This is a genomic window from Janthinobacterium sp. CG3 (assembly GCF_000344615.1).
Classification (GTDB): domain Bacteria; phylum Pseudomonadota; class Gammaproteobacteria; order Burkholderiales; family Burkholderiaceae_D; genus Janthinobacterium.
Genome location: NZ_KB467824.1, coordinates 534,784 through 555,338, shown reverse-complemented (window position 1 = coordinate 555,338; position 20,555 = coordinate 534,784). Strand labels below are relative to the sequence as shown.

The window sequence follows — 20,555 nt, the reverse complement described above, 5'->3', positions numbered from 1 at the left end:
TACAGAAGGGCCAGCATCGTGACCGACACCGCCACCGCGCAACTCTACAAAACCGCCGTCTTCACCGACCAGGCGCGCGCAGATTTCCCCTGCGACAATCTGCCCGATACCCCGGTTCGGGTGCAGTTCCTCAAGCGCATCCGCCGGTCCGGCCAGGACGCCTTCGAGAACGTCTACGCCTGCTGGCGCGACATGCACGAAGCCGAGTTCATCGGCCGCTTCCTGGGCGGCACGCTGACCGATTTCGCCACCTGAGCCGCGCGCGCCGGGCAGGCGAATCTGAAAATGGCTGTCGCAGTTGCGGTAGACCATCACGGTGGCGGTTTTTATAATAGACTTGCAGGCGCAGCCACTGGCGCTGCCCGCTCACGTCATATGAGGAACCGCATGGCCCCTACCCCATCCGTAAAAATTGAACGTATCAACCCCGACAACGCCGCGGCGCGGCGCCTGATCGCGCTGTCCGACGAACTCATGAACAGCCTCTACCCGGCGGAAAGCAACCACCTGGACGGCGTCGCCGCGCTGCAGGCGCCCGGCGTGGCTTTTTTCGGCGGCTACGTCGGCGACGAGCTGGTCGCCTGCGGCGCGGTCAAGGTGCAGCCGGACGACAGCCGTTGCGCCGAACTCAAGCGCGTCTTCGTCGCCGCCGAACACCGCGGCCTCGGCCTGTCGAAAGCCATCATGGCGGCGCTGGAACTGCACATGCAGGCCATCGGCGTGCGCACCGCGCGGCTGGAAACCGGCATCAAAAACCCGGAGGCGCTGGGACTGTACGCCCGCCTCGGCTATGTCGAACGCGGCCCGTTCGGCGGCTACGCGCTCGACGCTTTGAGCGTGTTCATGGAAAAGCACATCGAGCCGCAGGCGTCGATCAAGCAGTAACTCCGGCGCGCCGCCGCGCCCGCGAAAACCCATGCCCGTCGGCGCGCACAACACCGCCCCAAACAAGCTTCCCCACCCATCACGAAAGCACCATGAACACGACCAACGCATTTTCCATCCGCCCCGCCGAGCCGTCCGACGTCGCCCACATCCACGCCATGATCCTCGAACTGGCCGTGTTTGAAAAGCTCGAACACCAGGTGGTGGCCACCGAAGCGATGCTGCACGAAGGCCTGTTCGGCGCCAAACCCGCGTGCGAAGCCATCATCGGCGTGGCGAACGGCGAGGTGGTCACGTTCGCCCTGTTCTTCCACAACTTCTCGACCTTCCTGACGCGCAAGGGCCTGTACCTGGAAGACCTGTACGTGCGCCAGGCGCACCGCGGCCACGGCTACGGCAGCAAGATGATGGTGGCGCTGGCGCAACTGGCGCTGGAACGCCAGTGCGGCCGCTTCGAGTGGACCGTGCTGGACTGGAACGCCAACGCGATCAAGCTCTACACCGGCATGGGCGCCGAACTGCTGCCGGAGTGGCGCATCTGCCGCGTCACCGGCGACGCGCTGCAACAGATGGCCAAGCCGGGCTGACGCGAATACCGCCAATGTTGGTCGGGTTGGCGCATCGGGCGAGTACCAGGACGGTCTTCATCGCCGGCCCCGACCCTACGACACGCGGATCAGCTTTTTGTTGACGAACTCCTGGATGCCGGCCGACGACAGCTCGCGGCCGTAGCCGGAATTCTTGACGCCGCCGAACGGCAGGTCCGGCGCCGACGACGCGGCGCGGTTGATGAAGACCATGCCGGTATCGATGCGCCGCGCGACCCGCTTGGCGCGCTCGATATCCTGCGAAAACACCGATCCGCCCAGGCCGAACGGCGAATCGTTGGCCAGCGCCACCGCCGCGTTCTCGTCGGCGACGCGGAAGAACAGCGCCACCGGTCCGAACAACTCTTCCTTGTAGGCCGGATTGGCCTCGTCGATATCGGTCAGGATGGTCGGCTGCATGAAGGCGCCGGAGTGGTCCAGGCGGGCGCCGCCGAGCACCACGCGGGCGCCCTTGGCCACCGCGCGCTGCACCTGGTCGAGCAGGTTTTCCAACGCGGCCGGCGACGACAGCGGCGCCAGCGTGGTTTTCTCGTCCATCGGATCGCCCGGCGTGAATTTCGCCAGCGCGGCCTGGAATTGTTCAAGGAAGCGGTCGGCCAGCGCCTCGACGACGATGAAGCGCTTCGACGCCGTGCAAGTCTGGCCGGAATTGCCCATGCGCCCGGCCACGGCCTGCTTGACCGCCAGCGCCAGGTCGGCGTCTTCGAGCACGATGAAGGCGTCGTTGCCGCCCAATTCCATCGTCGATTTTTTCAGGTTCCGCCCCGCCCGCGCCGCTACGACGGCGCCGGCCGCCTCGCTGCCGGTCAGCGCCACGCCGCGGATGCGCTCGTCGTCGATGACCTGCGCCACCTGGTCCTTCGAAATGAACAGGTTCGTGTAGCCGCCCGGCGGCAGGCCGGCGTCGGCCATCAGGCGCTCGAAGGCCAGCGCGCATTGCGGCACGTTGGAGGCGTGCTTGACCATCACCACGTTGCCGGCCATCAGATTGGGCGCGGCGAAACGGGCGATCTGGTAGTAGGGGAAATTCCACGGTTCGACGCCGAACAACACGCCAACCGGGCTGCTTTCGACCAGCGCCTCGCCTTTTTCGGTCGGCAGCGACTCCGGCGCCAGGAAGCGCTCGGCGTGCTGCGCGTAGTAGTCGAGGATGGCGGCGCTGATGTCGACTTCGCCGCGGCTTTGGGCGATCAACTTACCCATCTCCAGCGTGATCAGGCCGGCCAACTGCTCGCGCCGTTCGCGCATCAGGGCGGCGGCGCGATGCAGCACGGCGGCGCGCTCGGCGAAGCCGGTGCCGCGCCAGGCCGTGAAGCAGGCGGCGGCGCGCGCTAGATTTTCCTCCAGCTGCGCCGGGGAACATTCAGGGAAGGATTCGAGCGTTTTGCCGTTGAATGGATTGATGCTTTGGTATGCCATATGGTTCCTTTTTTCGATTCGCCGCGGGCGAGTACACGAGGCGCCCCATACTACACCGATGCCAAAAATACCTTTGTTCGCTAACGAAGCGAAGGATTTCCGCCCGATGCCGCTCTATTTGACGCCGTTCAAATTGGCGGGCTCGTGTTCGCCTTCTTTCCGCCGCCGCTTTCGATTATCCTGATGGCCGTGCCGGCCGTTCAGCCGGCAACCATCATGGGAGTGAAGTACATGCATTCGTCGCCTCGGGTTTGGAACACGCTGCAAGCGAACCGCGGCCAGCGCCTGGAGCGCGCCCGCGCCGCGCTCGGCGAGTCGCTGGACGGCAAGGCGCTGCCGGCCGCGCGCGTCAGGGACCTGCTGCACGCGGTGCTCGAATGCGGCGACCGGGTTTGCCTGGAGGGTAACAACCAGAAGCAGGCCGACTTCCTCGGCCAGGCGCTGGCCGGCCTCGACCCGGCGCGCATCAACGGCCTGCACATGCTGCTGTCGGTGCTGGCCCTGCCCGAGCACCTCGACGTGTTCGAGCGCGGCGTCGCCGAGCGCCTCGATTTTTCCTTCTCCGGGCCGCAGGCCGGGCGGGTTGCCAAGCTGGTCGCCGCCGGCAAGCTCAATATCGGCGCGATCCACACCTACCTGGAGCTGTTCAGCCGCTACTTCATCGACCTGGCGCCGCGCGTGTGCCTGGTCGCGGCCGAGGCGGCCGACCGCCACGGCAACCTGTACACCGGCCCGAACACCGAGGACACGCCGGCCATCGTCGAGGCCACCGCCTTCAAGAACGGCGTCGTCATCGTCCAGGTGAACCGCATCGTCGAGACGCTGCCGCGGGTCGACATTCCGGGCGACTGGGTCGACTTCGTGGTGCAGTCGCCCAAGCCGTATTACATCGAGCCGCTGTTCACGCGCGACCCGGCGCAGATCTCGGAGATCCAGGTGCTGATGGCGATGCTGGCCATCAAGGGCATCTACGCCGAGTACCAGGTCGAGCGCCTGAACCACGGCATCGGCTTCGACACCGCCGCCATCGAGTTGCTGCTGCCGACCTACGCCACCGACCTCGGGCTGAAGGGCAGGATCGCCCGGCACTGGGCGCTGAACCCGCACCCGGCGCTGATACCGGCGATCGAGTCGGGTTTCGTCGAGTCGGTGTATTCGTTCGGCTCGGAGCTGGGCATGGAGGACTACATCCGCGCCCGGCCGGACGTGTTTTCGGTCGGGCCGGACGGCTCGATGCGCAGCAACCGCGCGCTGGCCCAGGCCGCCGGCCACTACGCCTGCGACATGTTCATCGGCTCGACCCTGCAGATCGATTTGCAGGGCAATTCCTCGACCGCGACGGCGGGGCGCATCGCCGGCTTCGGCGGCGCGCCCAACATGGGCGCGGACGCGCGCGGCCGGCGCCACGCCAGCCCGGCCTGGCTGAAGGCCGGCCAACAGGCGCGCGCCGGCGGCAACGCCATGCCGCGCGGGCGGAAGCTGGTGGTGCAGATCGTCGAGACCTTCCGCGAGCACATGCAGCCGGCCTTCGTCGAGCGGCTCGACGCCTGGGAGCTGGCCGAGCAGGCAGGCATGGCGATCCCGCCGGTGATGATTTACGGCGACGACGTCACCCACATTTTGACCGAGGAAGGCATCGCCAACCTGCTGCTGTGCCGCGGCGAGGAGGAGCGCGAGCAGGCCGTCCGCGGCGTGGCCGGCTACACCCCGGTCGGCATGGCGCGCGACAAGCGCGTGGTGGAGAACCTGCGCGACCGCGGCGTCATCGTCCGGCCCGAGGATATCGGCGTCGACAAGCGCCTGGCCACGCGCGATTTGCTGGCGGCGAAAACCATGAAGGACCTGGTGCGCGCCTCGGGCGGTTTGTACAACCCGCCGAAGCGGTTCAGGAATTGGTAGGCACCACGCCGAAGCCGCCGCCCTCGCGCGGCCAACGCAATTGAGGAGATTTTTGATGGAAAACCTGAGGTACCGTTTTGAACACGGCAGCCGCGCGCTGCCGGCGCAGGCGCAGTTGGTCGGCGTGGCCGGCTCCGGCAACCTGGAGGTGCTGATCGAGGCGGCGCCGCTGGACGGCGCCTGCTGCGTCGAGGTCAACACGGCGGCGGTCGGCTTCGGCGTCATCTGGGCGGCGGTGCTGGGCGACTTCCACCAGCGCTGGCAGCTGGCCGACGTGCGCATCGCCATCAACGACGTCGGCGCGACGCCGGCGGTGGTCAGCCTGCGCCTGGACCAGGCCGTCGAAAGCATGCTCGGCGAGGCGCCATGAGCAGCTATCTGGAAGCCAACGCGCGCCAGCGCCTGCGCCGCCTGTTCGACGCCGGCAGCTTCGAGGAACTGCTGCCGCCGGCGCAACGCGTCGTCAGCCCGCACCTGGCGCAGCTGAACCTGCCGGCGGCGTTCGACGACGGCGTCGCGGTCGGCCGCGCGCGGCTGGACGGCGCCGCGGTGTTCGCGGCGGCGCAGGAAGGCGGCTTCATGGGCGGCGCGGTCGGCGAGGTGCACGGCGCCAAGCTGACCGGCATGCTGCGCCTGGCCGTGGCCGAGCGCGCCAGCGCCGTGCTGCTGCTGCTGGAGTCCGGCGGCGTGCGCCTGCACGAGGCCAACGCCGGCCTGGTCGCGGTCTCCGAGGTGATGCGCGCGCTGCTCGACGTGCGCGCCGCCGGCATTCCGGTGATCGCGCTGGTCGGCGGCGCCAACGGCGCCTTCGGCGGCATGGGCATCGTCGCGCGCTGCGCCAACGCGGTGCTCATGTCGGAGGAAGGCCGGCTGGCGATGTCCGGCCCGGAGGTGATCGAAACGGCCGCCGGCGTCGAGGAGTACGACGCGCGCGACCGCGCGCTGGTGTGGCGCACCTGCGGCGGCAAGCACCGCTATCTGATGGGTGACTGCCAGGGCATCGTCGCCGACACGCTGGCGGCGTTCCGCCAGGCGGCGATCGCGGCGCTGGCGGCGGCGCGCCATCAAGCGGTGGAGTTGACGCTGGCGGCGCTGGAGGCGGAGCAGCGGATGCTGGCGGCGCGCATCGCGGCGTTCGGCACGCTGCATGAGCCCGCCGATATTTGGGCTACACTGGGCATCGCGGACGCGGCCGGCATCCCCATGCTGGACATCGACAGTTTCGTCGCCGCCGCCGACGCCCACCGTCTGGGAGCGAGATAATGCATTGGCAAACACTGGCGGCGGCCCTGTTCCCGCTCGGCCACTCCATCACCGAACGGGACGACTTCCTGTGCGGCGCCGCGCGGGTCGGCGCCGACACCGTCGAGGTCATCGGCACCACCGGCCACGCGCCGATCGGCGTCGAGATCGCGCTGGCGCAGGCGCGCGCGGTGCTGCGCGTGGTGCGCGAGCAGCCGCGCCGCGCCATCCTGCTGCTGGTCGACACCCAGGGCCAGCGCCTGCGCCACCGCGACGAAATGTTGGGCATCAATAGCTACATGGCGCACCTGGCCAAGTGCGTCGACCTGGCGCGCCGCCAGGGCCACAAGGTCATCGGCCTGGTGTACGACCAGGCCCTGTCGGGCGGTTTTATCAGCAGCGGCATGATGGCCGACGCCTGCTACGCGCTGCCCGGCGCCAGCATCCGCGTGATGGGGTTGGCGGCGATGGCGCGCATCACCAAGGTGCCGGAGCAGCGCCTGCAGGAGCTGGCCAGGGACAACCCGGTGTTCGCGCCGGGGCCGGAAAACTACCTGCGCATGGGCGCGCTGGAGGCGATCTGGGACGGCGACCTGGCGGCGCGGCTGGCGCAGGCGCTGGCGCCGGACTATCCGGGCGACAGCCGCGCCGCGCTCGGGCAGGCGCGCGGCGGACGCAAGTTGGCGCAGCCGGTGATCGAGGCGATCCTCCATGGCGACCATGTTCGCGCGGCATAGCCTGGTCTGGTTGTCGGCGCCGGGCTGGCAAGCGGCGCGCGCGGCCGCCGTCGCGGCCGGACACGCCGAGGCGCTGGAGCGCTGGCGCGACGCCGACTGGCCGCTGGTGGCGCGCCGCCACGACCCCGACGCCGACGTCGATCAGGTTTGCCTGGGCCTGCCCTCGCCGCCGGACCCGGCCAGCGGCGCCAGGCGCCGCTTCGCGCTGCGCGTGCCGGCGGACTATGTCGCCAGGAGCGCGCCGCCGCTGCCGCTGAAGGCGGCGCTGGCGTCGCTGCCGCAGCCGTGGGGCGGCGCGCTGGCGCGCCTGCGCGACGCCAGCGTCGGCCTCGAACTGCGCGTCTACGGCTCGGCCGCGATGCAGGCGCTGACCGGGCTGGCCTACCTGCGGCCCGGCTCCGACATCGACCTGCTGCTGTACCCCGCCACCGCGCAGCAGTTGCGCGCCGGCCTGGCGCTGCTGGAACGCTTTGACGCGGCGCCGGCGCTGGACGGCGAAATCGTCTTCCCGAACGGCGCCGCGGTGGCCTGGAGGGAATGGCGCGCGGCCGAAGCCGGCCACGCGCGCGTGCTGGTCAAGGCGGCGGACGCGGTGCGCCTGAGCTCGACCAACGCGCTGCTGGCCACGCTGAGGGCGCCCTGATGCAAGCGCCGACGCGGCGCGCCCGCGGCGCCGGCGCCCGGCCGCCGCTGGCCTTGGCGTTGGCGGCGCGGCAGAACCGCGCCTTCTGCGTCGACACGGCGCGTCTGGCGGTGGGCGCGCTGCACGCCGAACTGGCGCTGCACCCGAAACCGGGGCTGGTGTCGCTGGTCGACAGCGGCAGCCACGACGACATGACGGCGGCGACCTTCATGCGCAGCCTGTTCTCGCTGCGCCACTACTTCGCGCTGATCTGCCAGGCCGGCATCGACGACGCCCCCTTCGCCACGCTGAAGCGGCTCGGCGTCGAGGCCGAGCTGCGCATGATGCGCGCCACCGGCGGCGTCAACACCCACCGCGGCGCCATCTTCAGCCTGGGCCTGCTGTGCGCGGCGATCGGCCAGGCGCGCGCGCACCGGGTCGAGGTGTCGGCCGAGGCGCTGCGCGCCATCCTGCTGCTGCGCTGGGGCCTGGAGCTGGCCGCGCACACCCGGCCGGCGCCGGCCGAGGCGCCCACGCACGGCCTGCGGGTGGCGGCGCTGCACGCGGCGGCCGGCGCGCGCGAGGAAGGCGCGCTCGGCTTGCCGTCGGTGTTCGAGGTGGCCCTGCCGGCGCTGCGCCACACGCTGCAGGCCGGACGCGGCCTGCGCCACGCCCGCGTCGACGCGCTGTTCGCGCTGATGGCGCACATCAGCGACACCAACGTGTTCCACCGCGGCGGCGCCAACGGCGCCCGCACCGTCCGCCTGCAGGCGCGGCGCTTCCTGGCGCTGGGCGGCACCGCCCAGCCGGAATGGCAGGCCCAGGCGATGGCGTGCCACCGCCTGTTCGTGCGCCATAAACTGTCGCCGGGCGGCGCCGCCGATTTGCTGGCGGCGACCTGCCTGGTGCACGCCGCCGTCGCGCGCGAGGGCGCATGAGCCGGCGCCTGTTGATCCTTTGCCCCGGCCAGGGCGGCCAGCACGCCGGCATGTTCGACCTGGCGCGCACGCACGCGGGCGCCGCCGCGCTGCTCGAGCGTATCGCGGTGCCGGCCGAGCCGGCGCGGCTGTTCGCCAACCGCGTCGCCCAGCCGCAGATCGTCGCGGCCGGCCTGGCGCTGTGGCAAGCGATCCGCGGCGTCGCGCCGGCGCCGGCGCTGGTGGCCGGCTACAGCGTCGGCGAGCTGACCGCCTACGGCGTTGCGGGCGCGCTGGCGCCGGACGACGCGGTGGCGCTGGCGCAGGCGCGCGCGGCGCTGATGGACGCCTGCCTGGAGCACCACCCGGGGCAGGCGCTGGCCGCCATTTCCGGCCTGCGCCTGCAGCGCGTGCGCGAACTGCTGGCCGGCGACCTGTACCACGTGGCGATCGAGACGGGTGAAGACAGCTGCGTTGCCGGCGGACCGGCGGCGGCGTTGGCGGCGCTGACGGCGGGCGTCGCGGCGGCCGGCGGGCGCCTCAAGCGGCTGCCGGTCGACGTCGCCGCCCACACGCCGTACATGGCGCAAGCCGTGGCGCCGTTCGCCGCCGCGCTGCGCGCCACCGGCTTCGGCGCGCAGCAGGCGCCGGTGCTGTCGGGCATCGCCGCCTGCGGCGTCGTCGGCAAGGCCGGCGCGGTCGAACACCTGTCGCGCCAACTGGCCGAGCACATTGTCTGGACGGAGTGCATGGACGCCTGCGCCGAGGCCGGCATCGGCGTCGCGCTGGAACTGGGACCGGGCGCGGCGCTGTCGCGCATGCTACAGGCGCGCCATCCCGGCATCGCCTGCCGCTCGACGGCCGACTTCCGCAGCCTGGCCGGCATCGCCCGGTGGCTGGAGCGGCACTGCGAATAGCCCGGCGAAGGCATTGTCGGCGAAGCGGTGTACGCCGTTGGCGCAGAACAGGAAAAAATCGGCTCCGGCGGCCTTCAGGCGCACGCCCTCCTCCACGAGAAAGTCGTGAATCGACGCCGGATCGGCCTGCGCCGCGCGCGCCGTGAAGTCGAACTGGTCAATGCTGAACAGGATGATCCTGGCGCTGTGCGCAACGCCCAGGCGCGCGCCGATGCGCTCGTTAATGAGCCGATAGTATTCGGCCGTGGAGGCCCAGCCAATGCCGCCGATTAATCCGATGGTCTGCATCGCCGCGCGCACCGTTCAGCCCAGCCGGGCGCTGTTGCGCGCCCACGCCATGATATTGTTGGCGTCCATCGCGCCCGGCTGGCGCGCCACTTCGCGCCCGTTGCGAAACAGCGCCAGCGTCGGAATGCTGCGGATCGCGAATCGCGCGCCAAGGTCCTGCGCCTCTTCGGTGTTGACCTTGACGACGCGGAACTGCGGCTCCAGGCCCTGCGCGGCTTGGGCGTAGAACGGCGCCATCGAGCGGCACGGGCCGCACCACGGCGCCCAGAAATCGACCAGCACAGGAATGTCGTTACGCTCGATGTGTTTCAGGAAGCGCGCGCTGGGCAAATCGACCGGCTGGCCGCTGAACAGGTCTTTCTGGCACTTGCCGCAGGTCGGCTGCTGGTTCAATTTGGCGGCCGGCAGCCGGTTCACCGCGTCGCAATGCGGGCAGACGATGTGCAGCGACTCGGGCGAAGTGGAGGTGGGTGGATTCATGGCGCAGTCCTTAGTCGAACGATGGAATATCCAGCACGACGCTGTACGTCAGGCGCTTGCCCTGCCACAGGCCGCCGCCGCGCACCATCGCGTCGCACGAGGTAGGCGCGTCGGCGATGCCGCCGCGGCCCAGTTTGCGGCGCAGGTTCAGCGCGTCTTCCTGCGCCAGGTGGCCGACCACCGCGCCGCCGAGGAAGACCGTGACGGCCTTGTCGTCGTAGGGGTTGAGGTCGTCCGGCACCAGCACGGCCTGGTATGGCACGTTGGCCTTGTCGGCGCCGTGCTCGCCGGCCAGTGCGCGAATGGCGCCCTGGAAGGCCGACTCGACTACGACCTCGGTGTTGTAGCGGCCGCCGTCCTGCCAATGGCAGGCGGGCGCCGTGGCCGGCAAGACCAGAGAATATATTACGCCGGATGGCGTGGCGAAGGCGCCCGGCTTCGACGCCGGCCGGCTCTTGAACACGAAATAGATCGTCAAAAATGCCGGAATAAGAAGCAATAACTGCATGACTAGCCTCGGATGAAAAGAAGCCAGCATGTTACAGGAAAGTGCGCGAAGCGCCATCGGCGGGTACGCCCGAGTGCCGCCTGCTATAAAAGCAAAGACACGGCGATCGCGCACATGACGATAGCGATCACGCCGTCCAGGACGCGCCAGGCCAGCGGCTTGGCGAACAGCGGCGCCAGGAAGCGCGCGCCATAGCCGAGGCTGGCGAACCAGATCGCCGACGCCAGCATGGCCCCGGCGCCGAAGTAATAGCGCCCGGCGCCGGCCTGCTGGCCGCCGATGGCGCCGAGCAGCACGACGGTGTCGAGATAGACGTGCGGGTTCAACAGCGTCAAGGCGAACGTGGTGCCGATCACGGCCATATAACTGGCCGGCGCCCTCTCCGAGCCGACGACCAGCGCCGCCGGGCGCCAGGCGGCGCGGGCCGCGCGCAAGGCGTAGCCCAGCAGGAACAGCGCGCCGGCCAGCTTGATCCACAACAGTAAGGAGGGGGCGCCCGTGATCAGGCTGCCCATGCCGGCGACGCCGGCGGCGATCAACACGACGTCGCAGGCGATGCAAATGCAGGTGCAGGTAAAGACGTAATGGCGCTGCAAACCTTGCTTGAGCAAGAAGGCGTTTTGCGTGCCGATGGCGATGATCAGGCTGGCGCCCAAGCCCATTCCCTTGAAAAATACCGCTGCGTCCATGTCGCCCCCTTGGTTTGAATGGAGGCCAGCATAAGGCGGCGGACAATATAAGTATAATGAATATTATTTACCATACATAAGAGTTACTTATGAGAGCAGTCGACTACCGGGCGCTGGCTGCGCTCGACGCCGTGATTGGCCACGGCAGTTTCGAGAAGGCCGCGGCGGCGCTGGCGATCAGCCAGCCCGCCGTGTCGCAACGGCTACGCACGCTGGAAAACAGCGCCGGGACGCTGCTGGTCGTGCGCAGCCAGCCGCCGCAGGCGACCGCCGCCGGGCAGCGCCTGATTGCCCACTTCCGCCAAGTCAAGCTGCTGGAGGCGGCGCTCGACGACGAACCCGGCCAAGGCGCGCAACTGCCGGCGCTGGCCATCGCGGTCAACGCCGACAGCGCCGCGACCTGGGTATTGGAGGCGCTGCAACCGTTGCTGACGCCGCCGTCCTGCCTGCTCAACATCCACCTCGACGACCAAGACCACACCCTGAGCCAGTTGCGCGAGGGCCGCGTGTTTGCCTGCGTGACGAGCGAGACGGCCCAGGTGGCCGGCACGATTTCGACGCCGCTAGGGGTGATGCGCTACATCTGCGTGGCGGCGCCGGCATTCGCCGCGCGCTGGTTTGGCGGCGGCTTTACCGCCGACGCGGTGGCGCGCGCGCCGGCGCTGGTGTTCAACCAGCGCGACGCGCTGCTGGAGCGTTACGTGCAGCACCGGCTGGGCGCGGCGCTGCGCTATCCTCACCATTCGCTGGCCTCGTCCGAGGCGTTCGTGCGCTTCATCGAAGCGGGCGTGGCCTACGGCATGGTGCCGGTGCTGCAAGTGCGCGCAGAGTTGGCCGCCGGCACGCTGGTGGACGTGACGCCGGGCGATGGCCTCGACGTCGCGCTGGTCTGGCACGCCTGGGACATACAGACGCCGCTGACGCGCCGGTTGTCGGAGCGGATCATCGAAACGGCGCGGACATGGCTGTTATAGGTCGGTTTGGCGGAACGCGTCATCCGACGCCGAGCCGGCGCCGACGCCAGTCGGGTTACGCGCTGTGCGCTAACCCGACCTAGCAAACCTGGCTACGGCGTCACCGAGCCCTGCAGGTTAACCGTCGGCGGCCGTTCGAGCAGGCGGCGCGGCCACACCATCGCCACCGAGCTGTGCCCGCGGCGGCCGACCCTGACAAGCCGGTTCACCGGATGCCCGTCGACCTCGGCGCGCACCCGGTAGCCGCCCGCCTTCGGAAAATTCACCAGCATGATGGGCGCGTCGCAGCTGGTGCGCAGCAGCTCGTTGCCACGCGTGTCGGCGATGCTGACGTCGACGGCGGCCAGGTAGGCGCCGGTGTTCTCGGCAAAGGTCAGCATGAGATGGTAGTTGCCGGCGTCGCGCTTCATTTGCGCGGCCTCGGTGGAGCCGATGCCGCCGCAGAGGTAGGTAATGCCGTTTTCGGTTTTTGGCGCCAGTTGGACCGCCGCGTCAACGGCCGGGGTGCTGTCGTAGGCGGTGCCGGAACTGGTGTTGCGCGCCGGTTCCTGGGCCAGCGCCGCGGCGCAGGCCAAAGCGCAAGCCGTTAAATATCCATATTTCGCTTTCATGGTTCAAATCTCCCTCAAATGCGGCGTGATTGGTAAGGCACCTAGCGCATTGATGACGCTGGACCGCACACTTGCCGTCTTGCGGGGCGGCGCCGTATCACGTGCGACACCCGCGACGACGACAAGCAAGTAGTTTGGATGCCGCCGGCCGGCGCCAGTTCCGCACCGGCCGGGAGCCAATGGATGCGATGGCGATTCAACGCAAAACGCCCGGCCGAAATGGGCCGGGCGCGATACTGCCACGTCATTACTTACTGCCGGCGCTTCGGCCATGGCTGGCCGTTGGCGCCTGCGTTATTACTCCTTGCGAGCGCCGGCGCCGCCCGGCTGTTTGCCCGCCTGGCTTGCGCTGTGCTGAGCTGCTTGCTGGGCGCTGCTGGAACTGCCCTGCATGGAACCCTGGCCTTCACGGCCTTCCATACCGGCGCTCTGCAGGCTTTCGCTGCCGCGCATTTCGGCGCCGCGCGACTGGCGTTGCTGCATGCCGTCGGCGAACTGCTCAAACGGATCGGCGAATTTCTTCATCGCGTCCTGTTGGTTGCGCATGCTTTTTTCTGTCTCTTCCGATGCGACGCGGGCGACTTCGTCGGCCAGTGCTTTGGCCGTGCGGCTGGTTTCCGATACATGCTCTTCGGCCACTTTGGCCAGGTCCACCTGGGTATCGGCGGCCAAGCGGGAAATATGCTGCTGGTAAGCGCGGATTTTGCCGGCGGCCGGTTGGGCATGCGCGGCGGCGGCGTTGAACGCTTCCGTTGGCTGGTCGGCGGTGATCATTTCATGGCTGGCGTTGGTCGATTCTTCCAGCATGGTCTGCGCCAGCTGCATGTTCAGATCGGTGAACTGCTGTGCCGAGCGGAACAACGATTTGGACATGGCGTTAAAAAAAGACAGCTGCGCTTCCAGGTGGGTTTTGGCGGCTGGACCGGCGGAGGTACGATTAAATGGATACATAAATGCCTCATAAAAAAAATCAGTAAATGGAGGGTTTTTAGCAGTACCGCGAGACAAGCAAGACGATCGGAAATTGTCGAAGGTCGCGTTGCCGAGCTTGCGCGCCGTGAAAACAGCGTCGTCTTTGGTCCGTTGAACGACGCGTCTGCGGCACGAGACACAAGACTACGTTAGCGAGAACGGCCGGATATGATCTGAATCAAACGTGCGTCAGGCGGACATCGAACGCTGCCGAGGAGGTTTTCCGAGAGGAAAAGTAAGCGATTGCCCGCCGAGCGGCGCGCCGCTCGGCGGGCGGCGGCGGCGGCAAAGCGGACAACAAACATAGCGCCGCCGAAGCGCTGAAATCAGGCTTCGGGCGCGTGGCAGACGGCTTCGATATTCAGCCCGTCCGGGCCGGTGACGAAGGCGCCGTAGTAATGCGGATGGTAAATCTCGCGGATGCCGGGCGCGCCATTGTCTTGCGCGCCGGCGGCCAGCGCGGCCTGGTAAAAGTCCCTGACCTGCTGGCGGTTTTCGGCCACGAAAGCGATGTGCATGCGCGCCGGCGCCGTCCCCTGGGAAAACCAGAACTCCGGCTTGCCGCCGCTGCCGTAGCCGGCGTTGCCATGGATTTCCATGATCAGCCCGATGCCCAACGGCGCCAGCGCCGCGGCAAAGAAGGTCTTGCCTGCTTCGTAGTCACTCAAACCAATGCCGATATGATCAATAATCATGCGATTCTCCTCAAAGAAAAGTAAAGCCGCGATAAAAGCACCCAGCGCGCCAATAGGATACCGGCGCCGGCGCAAAAAATACCATAAAAACAATTAAACTGGAATGGCGGCCAACGTCGCCTGGCCCTCAAATGTCAACAATCATCAGCGTGCCGGCGCTGCCCGGTGCGACCGCGTGCGCGACGCCGGCCGGCACCACGAACAGCTCGCCGGCGCGCACCACGACCAGTTTGTCGTCGATGGTCAGGTTAAGCTGGCCGTCGATCACCAGCAATCCCTCGGGATAATCATGCGCCTCGTCGGGATAGGCCGTGCCATCCATGCGCAGCACTTTCAAATTGGCGCCGCCGACGCGCGACAGCACCGTCGATTTCCACGCTTGCGGCAAGCCGGCGGCTGTTATGTTCAGGTGCGTATGGCTCATATATATGTCGCGTAGCAGGATAAGGGTGAGGTGGCTGATGCGAAAAAGCCGCGCCCAGACTCAGGGCCTGACCGCGGTTTTTTAGCCGTTGGCTTTTTGCGTCGTGTGGCAACACAGCGAGGCGAAGCTTGGCAAGAATATCACATGTTGTCTACGCGCGCGGCCGCCCTAGCCGTTGATATTCATGCGCTGGGTATGCGTCCATTGGTGGTCGGAAGCCGACACCGCCGAATTGTAGGTGCGATAAGTCTGCCCCTCTCCCGGCCACGGATTCATGATATAGATATAGTTGGTGCCGTTCGCCGTTTCATAGCCGCGGCCCACCATAATATGCCCGCCGCCGCCGCTCCAGCCATAACGGATCACGAACGGCCGATTGGCGTTGATGTCGGAGACCACGCTGTTCCATGACGAGGCAACGCTATACGCGGTGTTCGGCACGCTCCAGGCGTTCAAGATGTTTTGCACGCTGCCGTTGCTGCCGTACATACTATTCGGCTGGTTGGCGTTACTACTCCAATTGAAATTGGTATTGCCGCACGCGTAATTCAAACCATATGCCCAATTGACGATCTGGCACTGGCTCGGCGTCTTGTTGTAGAAATTTAAGACCGCTTTGCTGGAACCCGCCCAGCACCATTGACTATGCTCCTGGGTGACCAATGGAACGTTCAGCGTGCGCATTTGGGCGTGGGCCAGCTGGAATACCAACAGCAAGCCGGCGCCAACGATGATGCGGCTCGGAAGTTTTGTCATCTTATTGTCCTCGAATGAAGTTCGACAGAATGGCTGGATATGGCGACGCTATCAGCGGAAGGCTTCCATATTGGATTTGACCGCGGCGCGCAAGGGTTCCAGGTACTCGGCCGGATCGGCCAAACCATCGCCGGCGGGCTTGCCGTTTTTCTGCGCGCGCTGCTGCAACAGCAAGGACTCGCGCGCCGACTGCAGTGGCGCGAAGCGGGCTTTGCCGTCGTTGCCGGAGACTACTTCGAGGAAATCCGACTGGGCCTGGAAAACACGGATGAAGCGCAGGTTGGAACGCTCGGCGTTGCCGTGGAAGGCCATCAGCGCCTCGACGTCCTTGGACAGCACGGCGGCGCCGTAGGCCACGGTTTCCCACGCGGCGCCGCTGCGTTCAACGGTGGCCAAGCCAATCGGCTTATCGTGCACGGTGATGATGAAACGCCAGACCCCGGTCGGCTTGGCCATGCTGCTCAAGCCGCCGCGTCCGGCGACAATGTCCTTCGGATCAATGGTGTAGACCTGGAAGCCGTAGCCGATCTTGGCGTCCTTCAAATCCTGGATGTCGTTAATGTCGAGCGGGAACTCGGCCGGCTGGCCGGCTTGGCGGGTTTGCAAATTGTGCTGGACGAACTGGGCCAGATCCCGGCGGGCGGCGGCGCCGGCGGCCTGGGCCTGGCCCGCGTCCGCCATCTGCACCGGCGCGCCTGCCAGGACGCGGGCGGGCGGTTGGGCGAACACGGATGCGCTCCCTAAAATGAGGCTGGCGCCAAGTAATAAAGCGGGAATGGCTGAACGGCGGCCGCGACGTGATATTAAAACGGAATGCATTGTTGATTTCTCCTCGATACGGTTGAAATTCAAATACATCGCACATGCCCGGCCGGCCAAAATGGTCAATTAGCCGCCGAGCGCGATTGAATTGTACATAACTTTTACTCAACCATAACAAGCATAACCATGAATATTATTCTTTCAATTGCCTCTCACCAATTAAAGTTTTCATCACCCTCATCGCCGGGGTTTACATATAATTATTTCCGGGAAACAAGGCGTAACTGACAGAATGGAATCCCATCAAATTCAAAAACAGCCGACCATATATTCACGCGTCGATTATAAAAAATAACAGCGATAATATTTTTCATGCCGCGTCCGGCAAATTTTATGCGTGGACGCGGAAACCGACTTGCTGGTGCCGCGCGCTTTACGCCTGGGACAGTTCGAGAATGCTGCCGGTGTTCAGCACCGCGCCGAAGGTGTCGGCGACGCTCACCAGCGCGGCGCGGTGCAACATGTCGTGCGGCACAAGTTTGCCGTCGGTGCCATCGATGTCGCGGCTCGCGCAGGCGTCGGCGGCGACGATCACCGCGTAACCGAGCGGCACCGCGTCGCGCGCGGCGCCGGCCACGCAGGCGTGCGTCATCAAGCCGCTGACGATCAGGGTGGTCACCTTGGCCGCCTTCAAACGCGCGTCGAGGTCGGTGGTCGGAAACGAGCTAATCGAACTCTTGCGCAACACCGTGTGGTGCGGCGCCGGTTGCAGTTCGGCGTGGAAATGGACCGTGTCGCTGTCTTCGGCGAACACCGGCGCGCCGGCCGGCGACACGTGCTGGATGTGGAACACCGGCATTTTGTGCTCGTCGGCGAACGCGACCAGGCGGCGGGCGTTGGCCATGGCCGCCGCGCCATCGGGAATCGGCAACTTGCCGCTGAAGTATTCGTTCTGGAAGTCAATCACCAGCAAGGCCGTGTGCGCGGCGTCGATGCTGCTTGGGGCGGTGGCGCCGGCGATGCTGCGGATGGTTGGATGCGACATAGTGATTCTCCTGCTGGCCTGGGCGGCATGGTGGGCGGGCTCGCCCATCGAATGCGTTTGGCATGGCAACCATTGTGGCCCTTCGTCGCGGCCGGCAACAGCGGCCCAATAGACAAATTGTGATAGGATCGGGCCATGTTGCCGACCTCCACAGCCAAAGAACACACCATCGCCCTGATCGCCTTCGCCGGCATCAGCCCCTTCCATTTGTCGGTGCCGTGCATGGTGTTCGGCGACGATTTGGCGCGCCTTGGCGTGCCGCGCTACCAGCTGCTGATCTGCGGGACGGCGGCCGGCGCCGTGCGCACCATGTCCGGCTTCAGTATCGAGATCGAGCACGACCTGACGGCGCTGGCGCTGGCCGACACCGTGATCGTGCCGGCCTGGAACGACCCGGACGAGCGCCCGCCGCAAGCCTTGCTGGACGCGCTGGCGGCGGCGCACGCGCGCGGCGCGCGCATCGTCGGCCTGTGTCTGGGCGCGTTCGTGCTGGCCGAGGCCGGCCTGCTGGACGGCCGCGCGGCGTCGACGCACTGGGTCTGGAGCGACGACTTCGCCCGCAAGTACCCGCGCGTCAAGCTGGACCGCAAGGTGCTATACGTCGACGACGGCGATATTATTACCTCGGCCGGCACGGCGGCGGCGATCGACTGCTGCCTGCACCTGCTGCGGCGCGACCATGGCGCCGAGGTGGCGAACCGGATCGCCCGGCGCATGGTGGTGGCGCCGCACCGCAGCGGCGGCCAGGCGCAATACATCGAGCAGCCGCTGCCGGAGCCGGCGCGCGGCGACCAGTTGACCGCGACCCTGGAATGGGCCGTCGCCCACCTCGACCAGCCGCTGGGGCTGGACGTGCTGGCGGCGAAGGCGGCGATGAGCCGGCGCAACTTCACCCGGCGCTTCAAGCTCAGCACCGGCACCACGGTCACGCAGTGGCTGCTCAACCACCGGCTGGCGTCGGCCCAGCGCTTGCTGGAAACGAGCGACAAGGCGATCGACCGGATCGCCGAAATGATCGGCTTCGGCTCGACCGTGTCGCTGCGGCAGCACTTCGCGGCGGCGTTTTCGGTCTCGCCGGCGGCCTACCGCAAGCAGTTCCGGCGCGACGGCGCCGCGGTGGGGACGTAAAAAAACCAGCGCGAACGCTGGTTTTTTTCGTCTATGACAGGCCGCTAATGACGGTTGCGTCGGTCGGATGCGCAGGGCCGCCGGGGCGAACGCGACATCCAACGCCGAGCCGCCGCCGACGCCAGCCGGGTTACGCCGTTCCGGCTAACCCGACCTACGACATTCCTTAACTAAGCGGCACGGGGGTGAGACCCCGAGGGTTTGCTTACACGCCGTCGGGCGTAGCGTCGGCTTTGCGCGAGCGACGCGCGCGCGCCGCCGGCTTGTCGGCAGACTTGGCCGGCGTTTCGTCCGCGGCCGCCTGCGATACCGGCACTTCCGGCACCACGTCCGACTTGGGCTTGCGGGTCGCCGTCTTGCGTGGCGCGCGCGCCTTGGCGGCCGGCTTTTCTTCCGCGACGGCGGGCTCGGCAACTGGCTCCGGCGCGACCACTTCCAACACCTCCGGCACGGCCACCGGCGCTTCCGGCGCAGCCTCCACTAGCGGCGCTTCGGCGCGGTTGCGATTGCCGTTGGCGCCCGATTTCTGCTTGCGCCCGCCACGCTCGTTGCGCCGCGGTTCGCGCTGCGCAGCGGCCACCTCGACGGCCGCCTCGACGGCGACGTCGACTTCGTCTTCGATCGCGTCAACCGCCTCGACGACGTGTTCGATATCGAACACCGGCTCGAAGGTCGGCGCGGACTTGCCGCGGCCGCCGTTCGACGACTTTTCGTTGCGTCCGCCGCGACCGTTGCGGCGCGGCTCGCGCTGGGCCGCTGCCGGCTGCGCATCGCCCGCGTGCAGTTCGCGTTCCGGCTCCTGCTCAAGCTGTTCCTGCTCGCGGTCGAAGGCCAACATCGACTCGGCCGGCTGTTCCAGCCCGCCGGCCGGCACCGGTGCGCCGCGCCCGCGCTGGCCGTTGCCGGCGCCACGTTCGTTGCGCCCGCCGTCGGCCGACTTGCGCCCGCCGCGGCCGTTGCGGCGCGATTCGCGCTTGCCCTGGCCGCCGGCGTTGCCCTGCGCGCCGGTGTTGGCCTGAGCGATGCTATTGCCCGGCTCGTGCGCTTCGGCCACGTCCGCGCTCTCCAGCGCCAGCGGCGCCTCGGCCGACTGCTCGGCCATCGCGTCGATCACCCCCGGGGCGTTGCTGCTGCGGTAGACATACGCGCCGGACTTCTCGTCGCGGCCGAATTCGAGCAAACCGCGCGCCTGCGCCTCCTCCAGCAGATTGCCGAAGGTGCGGAAGCCGTAGTAGGACTCGCTGAAATCCGGTTTGCGGCGCTTGATCGCCTCCTTCAGCATCGAGGCCCAGATCTTGCCGCTGTCGCCGCGTTCGGACACCAGCGCGTCGAAGGTTTCGACCGCCATCTCGATGGCCTGGGTCTTGCGCGACTCGTATTTTTCCTTGCGGTGTTTTTCCTCGTCCGGCGTGCGTTTGACGGCGGCGGCCGGTGCTTCGCGCTTGGCGGCGGTGCGGCGGCTTTCGCGCACCAAATCGTCGTAGAAGATGAATTCGTCGCAATTGGCCACCAGCAGGTCGGACGTCGACTGCTTAACGCCGACGCCGATGACCTGCTTGGCGTTCTCGCGCAGCTTCGACACCAGTGGCGAGAAGTCGGAGTCGCCGCTGATGATGACGAAGGTGTTGACGTGGGATTTGGTGTAGCACAGGTCGAGGGCGTCGACGACCAGACGGATGTCGGCCGAGTTCTTGCCGGACTGGCGCACATGCGGGATTTCGATCAGCTCGAAATTAGCCTCGTGCATGGTGGCCTTGAAACTCTTGTAGCGATCCCAATCGCAGTAGGCCTTCTTGACGACGATGCTGCCCTTGAGCAGGAGTCGTTCCAGGATAGGCTTGATGTCGAACTTCTCGTAGTTCGCGTCGCGCACGCCGAGCGCGACGTTTTCGAAGTCGCAGAACACTGCCATGCTGAGGTTTTCAGGGGATGAAGCCATATGATTTGTTATTCTCTAAAGATGGGTTGGCCAGCAAC

The 20,555-nt window shown here is 67.1% G+C and carries 25 protein-coding genes; 12 read left to right on the top strand and 13 right to left on the bottom strand.

The window, feature by feature from the left end; translation table 11 throughout:
* Nucleotides 1–18: 18 nt before the first annotated feature.
* The 3 genes from JANGC3_RS0102630 (at nt 19) to JANGC3_RS0102620 (ending at nt 1,472) form a co-directional block, all read left to right on the top strand.
* A complete protein-coding gene (locus JANGC3_RS0102630; RefSeq protein ID WP_017874933.1) occupies nt 19–255 on the top strand; it encodes a hypothetical protein in 237 nt (78 codons plus the stop codon).
* 132 nt (nt 256–387) lie between these two features.
* A complete protein-coding gene (locus JANGC3_RS0102625; protein WP_157406421.1) occupies nt 388–885 on the top strand; it encodes a GNAT family N-acetyltransferase in 498 nt (165 codons plus the stop codon).
* Nucleotides 886–977: 92 nt separating this feature from the next.
* Nucleotides 978–1,472, top strand: coding sequence for a GNAT family N-acetyltransferase (locus tag JANGC3_RS0102620; protein WP_017874931.1), 495 nt, complete (start codon nt 978–980; stop codon nt 1,470–1,472).
* Between the two features lie 75 nt (nt 1,473–1,547).
* Here JANGC3_RS0102620 and JANGC3_RS0102615 read toward each other — a convergent pair whose 3' ends face one another.
* On the bottom strand, nt 1,548–2,912 hold the full coding sequence (locus tag JANGC3_RS0102615) for an NAD-dependent succinate-semialdehyde dehydrogenase (RefSeq protein WP_017874930.1): 1,365 nt from the start codon (nt 2,910–2,912) through the stop codon (nt 1,548–1,550).
* A gap of 231 nt (nt 2,913–3,143) precedes the next feature.
* Between JANGC3_RS0102615 and mdcA the strand changes: the two genes are divergently transcribed.
* From mdcA to JANGC3_RS0102580, 7 genes are read left to right on the top strand one after another with little or no spacing between them, the layout of a single operon-like run.
* Complete coding sequence (gene mdcA, locus JANGC3_RS0102610) at nt 3,144–4,811, top strand: malonate decarboxylase subunit alpha (protein WP_026132452.1); 1,668 nt, start codon at nt 3,144–3,146, stop codon at nt 4,809–4,811.
* Between the two features lie 55 nt (nt 4,812–4,866).
* Nucleotides 4,867–5,181, top strand: a complete 315-nt coding sequence (gene mdcC, locus JANGC3_RS0102605) for a malonate decarboxylase acyl carrier protein (protein WP_017874928.1) — start codon at nt 4,867–4,869, stop codon at nt 5,179–5,181.
* Nucleotides 5,178–6,074: a biotin-independent malonate decarboxylase subunit beta gene (locus JANGC3_RS0102600; protein WP_017874927.1), complete on the top strand. Its 897-nt coding sequence runs from the start codon at nt 5,178–5,180 to the stop codon at nt 6,072–6,074. Before mdcC ends, JANGC3_RS0102600 begins: the two co-directional genes overlap by 4 nt.
* Nucleotides 6,074–6,790, top strand: coding sequence for a biotin-independent malonate decarboxylase subunit gamma (mdcE, locus tag JANGC3_RS0102595; protein ID WP_017874926.1), 717 nt, complete (start codon nt 6,074–6,076; stop codon nt 6,788–6,790). The genes JANGC3_RS0102600 and mdcE overlap by 1 nt, the downstream gene beginning before the upstream one ends.
* Nucleotides 6,765–7,433, top strand: coding sequence for a malonate decarboxylase holo-[acyl-carrier-protein] synthase (mdcG, locus tag JANGC3_RS0102590; RefSeq protein ID WP_017874925.1), 669 nt, complete (start codon nt 6,765–6,767; stop codon nt 7,431–7,433). The genes mdcE and mdcG overlap by 26 nt, the downstream gene beginning before the upstream one ends.
* Entirely contained in the window at nt 7,433–8,350 is a 918-nt protein-coding gene (gene mdcB, locus JANGC3_RS0102585) for a triphosphoribosyl-dephospho-CoA synthase MdcB (RefSeq protein ID WP_017874924.1), read from the top strand. The genes mdcG and mdcB overlap by 1 nt, the downstream gene beginning before the upstream one ends.
* Entirely contained in the window at nt 8,347–9,246 is a 900-nt protein-coding gene (locus JANGC3_RS0102580; RefSeq protein WP_017874923.1) for an acyltransferase domain-containing protein, read from the top strand. The genes mdcB and JANGC3_RS0102580 overlap by 4 nt, the downstream gene beginning before the upstream one ends.
* Here the strand turns inward: JANGC3_RS0102580 and JANGC3_RS0102575 are convergent.
* The 4 genes from JANGC3_RS0102575 to JANGC3_RS0102560 all read right to left on the bottom strand — a co-directional run bounded on the left by JANGC3_RS0102575 (nt 9,151) and on the right by JANGC3_RS0102560 (nt 11,211).
* Nucleotides 9,151–9,534 carry an aspartate/glutamate racemase family protein gene (locus JANGC3_RS0102575; protein WP_157406420.1) on the bottom strand — a complete coding sequence of 128 codons (384 nt, stop codon included), beginning with the start codon at nt 9,532–9,534 and terminating at the stop codon, nt 9,151–9,153. The genes JANGC3_RS0102580 and JANGC3_RS0102575 overlap by 96 nt on opposite strands.
* 15 nt (nt 9,535–9,549) lie before the next feature.
* Nucleotides 9,550–10,014, bottom strand: coding sequence for a thioredoxin TrxC (gene trxC, locus JANGC3_RS0102570; RefSeq protein WP_017874921.1), 465 nt, complete (start codon nt 10,012–10,014; stop codon nt 9,550–9,552).
* A gap of 10 nt (nt 10,015–10,024) precedes the next feature.
* Nucleotides 10,025–10,492: a hypothetical protein gene (locus JANGC3_RS0102565; protein WP_017874920.1), complete on the bottom strand. Its 468-nt coding sequence runs from the start codon at nt 10,490–10,492 to the stop codon at nt 10,025–10,027.
* Nucleotides 10,493–10,605: 113 nt separating this feature from the next.
* Nucleotides 10,606–11,211, bottom strand: a complete 606-nt coding sequence (locus JANGC3_RS0102560) for a LysE/ArgO family amino acid transporter (RefSeq protein ID WP_026132448.1) — start codon at nt 11,209–11,211, stop codon at nt 10,606–10,608.
* Nucleotides 11,212–11,300: 89 nt separating this feature from the next.
* On the opposite strand from JANGC3_RS0102560, the gene JANGC3_RS0102555 reads away from it, so the two are divergent.
* Nucleotides 11,301–12,185 carry a LysR family transcriptional regulator ArgP gene (locus JANGC3_RS0102555; protein ID WP_017874918.1) on the top strand — a complete coding sequence of 295 codons (885 nt, stop codon included), beginning with the start codon at nt 11,301–11,303 and terminating at the stop codon, nt 12,183–12,185.
* A gap of 92 nt (nt 12,186–12,277) precedes the next feature.
* Here JANGC3_RS0102555 and JANGC3_RS30545 read toward each other — a convergent pair whose 3' ends face one another.
* From JANGC3_RS30545 to JANGC3_RS0102520, 7 genes are all read right to left on the bottom strand, one after another.
* Entirely contained in the window at nt 12,278–12,796 is a 519-nt protein-coding gene (locus JANGC3_RS30545; protein WP_157406418.1) for a hypothetical protein, read from the bottom strand.
* 297 nt (nt 12,797–13,093) lie between these two features.
* Nucleotides 13,094–13,804, bottom strand: coding sequence for a phasin family protein (locus JANGC3_RS0102545; protein ID WP_232429642.1), 711 nt, complete (start codon nt 13,802–13,804; stop codon nt 13,094–13,096).
* A gap of 290 nt (nt 13,805–14,094) precedes the next feature.
* Nucleotides 14,095–14,463: a VOC family protein gene (locus JANGC3_RS0102540; protein ID WP_017874915.1), complete on the bottom strand. Its 369-nt coding sequence runs from the start codon at nt 14,461–14,463 to the stop codon at nt 14,095–14,097.
* Between the two features lie 127 nt (nt 14,464–14,590).
* Nucleotides 14,591–14,887 (bottom strand): cupin domain-containing protein, encoded by a 297-nt coding sequence (locus JANGC3_RS0102535; RefSeq protein WP_017874914.1) that lies wholly within the window; start codon nt 14,885–14,887, stop codon nt 14,591–14,593.
* A 168-nt stretch (nt 14,888–15,055) separates the two neighbouring features.
* Nucleotides 15,056–15,643, bottom strand: coding sequence for a C39 family peptidase (locus tag JANGC3_RS0102530; RefSeq protein WP_017874913.1), 588 nt, complete (start codon nt 15,641–15,643; stop codon nt 15,056–15,058).
* 51 nt (nt 15,644–15,694) lie between these two features.
* Nucleotides 15,695–16,372 (bottom strand): hypothetical protein, encoded by a 678-nt coding sequence (locus JANGC3_RS0102525; protein WP_017874912.1) that lies wholly within the window; start codon nt 16,370–16,372, stop codon nt 15,695–15,697.
* Nucleotides 16,373–16,838: 466 nt separating this feature from the next.
* A complete protein-coding gene (locus tag JANGC3_RS0102520) occupies nt 16,839–17,450 on the bottom strand; it encodes a cysteine hydrolase family protein (protein ID WP_017874911.1) in 612 nt (203 codons plus the stop codon).
* Between the two features lie 135 nt (nt 17,451–17,585).
* Between JANGC3_RS0102520 and JANGC3_RS0102515 the strand changes: the two genes are divergently transcribed.
* A complete protein-coding gene (locus JANGC3_RS0102515) occupies nt 17,586–18,578 on the top strand; it encodes a GlxA family transcriptional regulator (protein WP_017874910.1) in 993 nt (330 codons plus the stop codon).
* Nucleotides 18,579–18,783: 205 nt separating this feature from the next.
* Here JANGC3_RS0102515 and JANGC3_RS0102510 read toward each other — a convergent pair whose 3' ends face one another.
* The gene (locus JANGC3_RS0102510; protein ID WP_232429641.1) at nt 18,784–20,490 is read right to left on the bottom strand and encodes an NYN domain-containing protein; all 1,707 of its coding nucleotides are present in this window, start codon (nt 20,488–20,490) and stop codon (nt 18,784–18,786) included.
* Nucleotides 20,491–20,555: the final 65 nt, after the last annotated feature.

What these genes read in the sequence shown, in the direction of transcription:
- JANGC3_RS0102625 (WP_157406421.1), top strand. Translation starts at nt 388, where the DNA reads ATGGCCCCTACCCCATCCGTAAAAATTGAACGTATCAACCCCGACAAC.
- JANGC3_RS0102620 (WP_017874931.1), top strand. Translation starts at nt 978, where the DNA reads ATGAACACGACCAACGCATTTTCCATCCGCCCCGCCGAGCCGTCCGAC.
- JANGC3_RS0102615 (WP_017874930.1), bottom strand. Translation starts at nt 2,912, where the DNA reads ATGGCATACCAAAGCATCAATCCATTCAACGGCAAAACGCTCGAATCC.
- mdcA (WP_026132452.1), top strand. Translation starts at nt 3,144, where the DNA reads ATGCATTCGTCGCCTCGGGTTTGGAACACGCTGCAAGCGAACCGCGGC.
- mdcC (WP_017874928.1), top strand. Translation starts at nt 4,867, where the DNA reads ATGGAAAACCTGAGGTACCGTTTTGAACACGGCAGCCGCGCGCTGCCG.
- JANGC3_RS0102600 (WP_017874927.1), top strand. Translation starts at nt 5,178, where the DNA reads ATGAGCAGCTATCTGGAAGCCAACGCGCGCCAGCGCCTGCGCCGCCTG.
- mdcE (WP_017874926.1), top strand. Translation starts at nt 6,074, where the DNA reads ATGCATTGGCAAACACTGGCGGCGGCCCTGTTCCCGCTCGGCCACTCC.
- mdcG (WP_017874925.1), top strand. Translation starts at nt 6,765, where the DNA reads ATGGCGACCATGTTCGCGCGGCATAGCCTGGTCTGGTTGTCGGCGCCG.
- mdcB (WP_017874924.1), top strand. Translation starts at nt 7,433, where the DNA reads ATGCAAGCGCCGACGCGGCGCGCCCGCGGCGCCGGCGCCCGGCCGCCG.
- JANGC3_RS0102580 (WP_017874923.1), top strand. Translation starts at nt 8,347, where the DNA reads ATGAGCCGGCGCCTGTTGATCCTTTGCCCCGGCCAGGGCGGCCAGCAC.
- JANGC3_RS0102575 (WP_157406420.1), bottom strand. Translation starts at nt 9,534, where the DNA reads ATGCAGACCATCGGATTAATCGGCGGCATTGGCTGGGCCTCCACGGCC.
- trxC (WP_017874921.1), bottom strand. Translation starts at nt 10,014, where the DNA reads ATGAATCCACCCACCTCCACTTCGCCCGAGTCGCTGCACATCGTCTGC.
- JANGC3_RS0102560 (WP_026132448.1), bottom strand. Translation starts at nt 11,211, where the DNA reads ATGGACGCAGCGGTATTTTTCAAGGGAATGGGCTTGGGCGCCAGCCTG.
- JANGC3_RS0102555 (WP_017874918.1), top strand. Translation starts at nt 11,301, where the DNA reads ATGAGAGCAGTCGACTACCGGGCGCTGGCTGCGCTCGACGCCGTGATT.
- JANGC3_RS30545 (WP_157406418.1), bottom strand. Translation starts at nt 12,796, where the DNA reads ATGAAAGCGAAATATGGATATTTAACGGCTTGCGCTTTGGCCTGCGCC.
- JANGC3_RS0102540 (WP_017874915.1), bottom strand. Translation starts at nt 14,463, where the DNA reads ATGATTATTGATCATATCGGCATTGGTTTGAGTGACTACGAAGCAGGC.
- JANGC3_RS0102535 (WP_017874914.1), bottom strand. Translation starts at nt 14,887, where the DNA reads ATGAGCCATACGCACCTGAACATAACAGCCGCCGGCTTGCCGCAAGCG.
- JANGC3_RS0102530 (WP_017874913.1), bottom strand. Translation starts at nt 15,643, where the DNA reads ATGACAAAACTTCCGAGCCGCATCATCGTTGGCGCCGGCTTGCTGTTG.
- JANGC3_RS0102520 (WP_017874911.1), bottom strand. Translation starts at nt 17,450, where the DNA reads ATGTCGCATCCAACCATCCGCAGCATCGCCGGCGCCACCGCCCCAAGC.
- JANGC3_RS0102515 (WP_017874910.1), top strand. Translation starts at nt 17,586, where the DNA reads ATGTTGCCGACCTCCACAGCCAAAGAACACACCATCGCCCTGATCGCC.
- JANGC3_RS0102510 (WP_232429641.1), bottom strand. Translation starts at nt 20,490, where the DNA reads ATGGCAGTGTTCTGCGACTTCGAAAACGTCGCGCTCGGCGTGCGCGAC.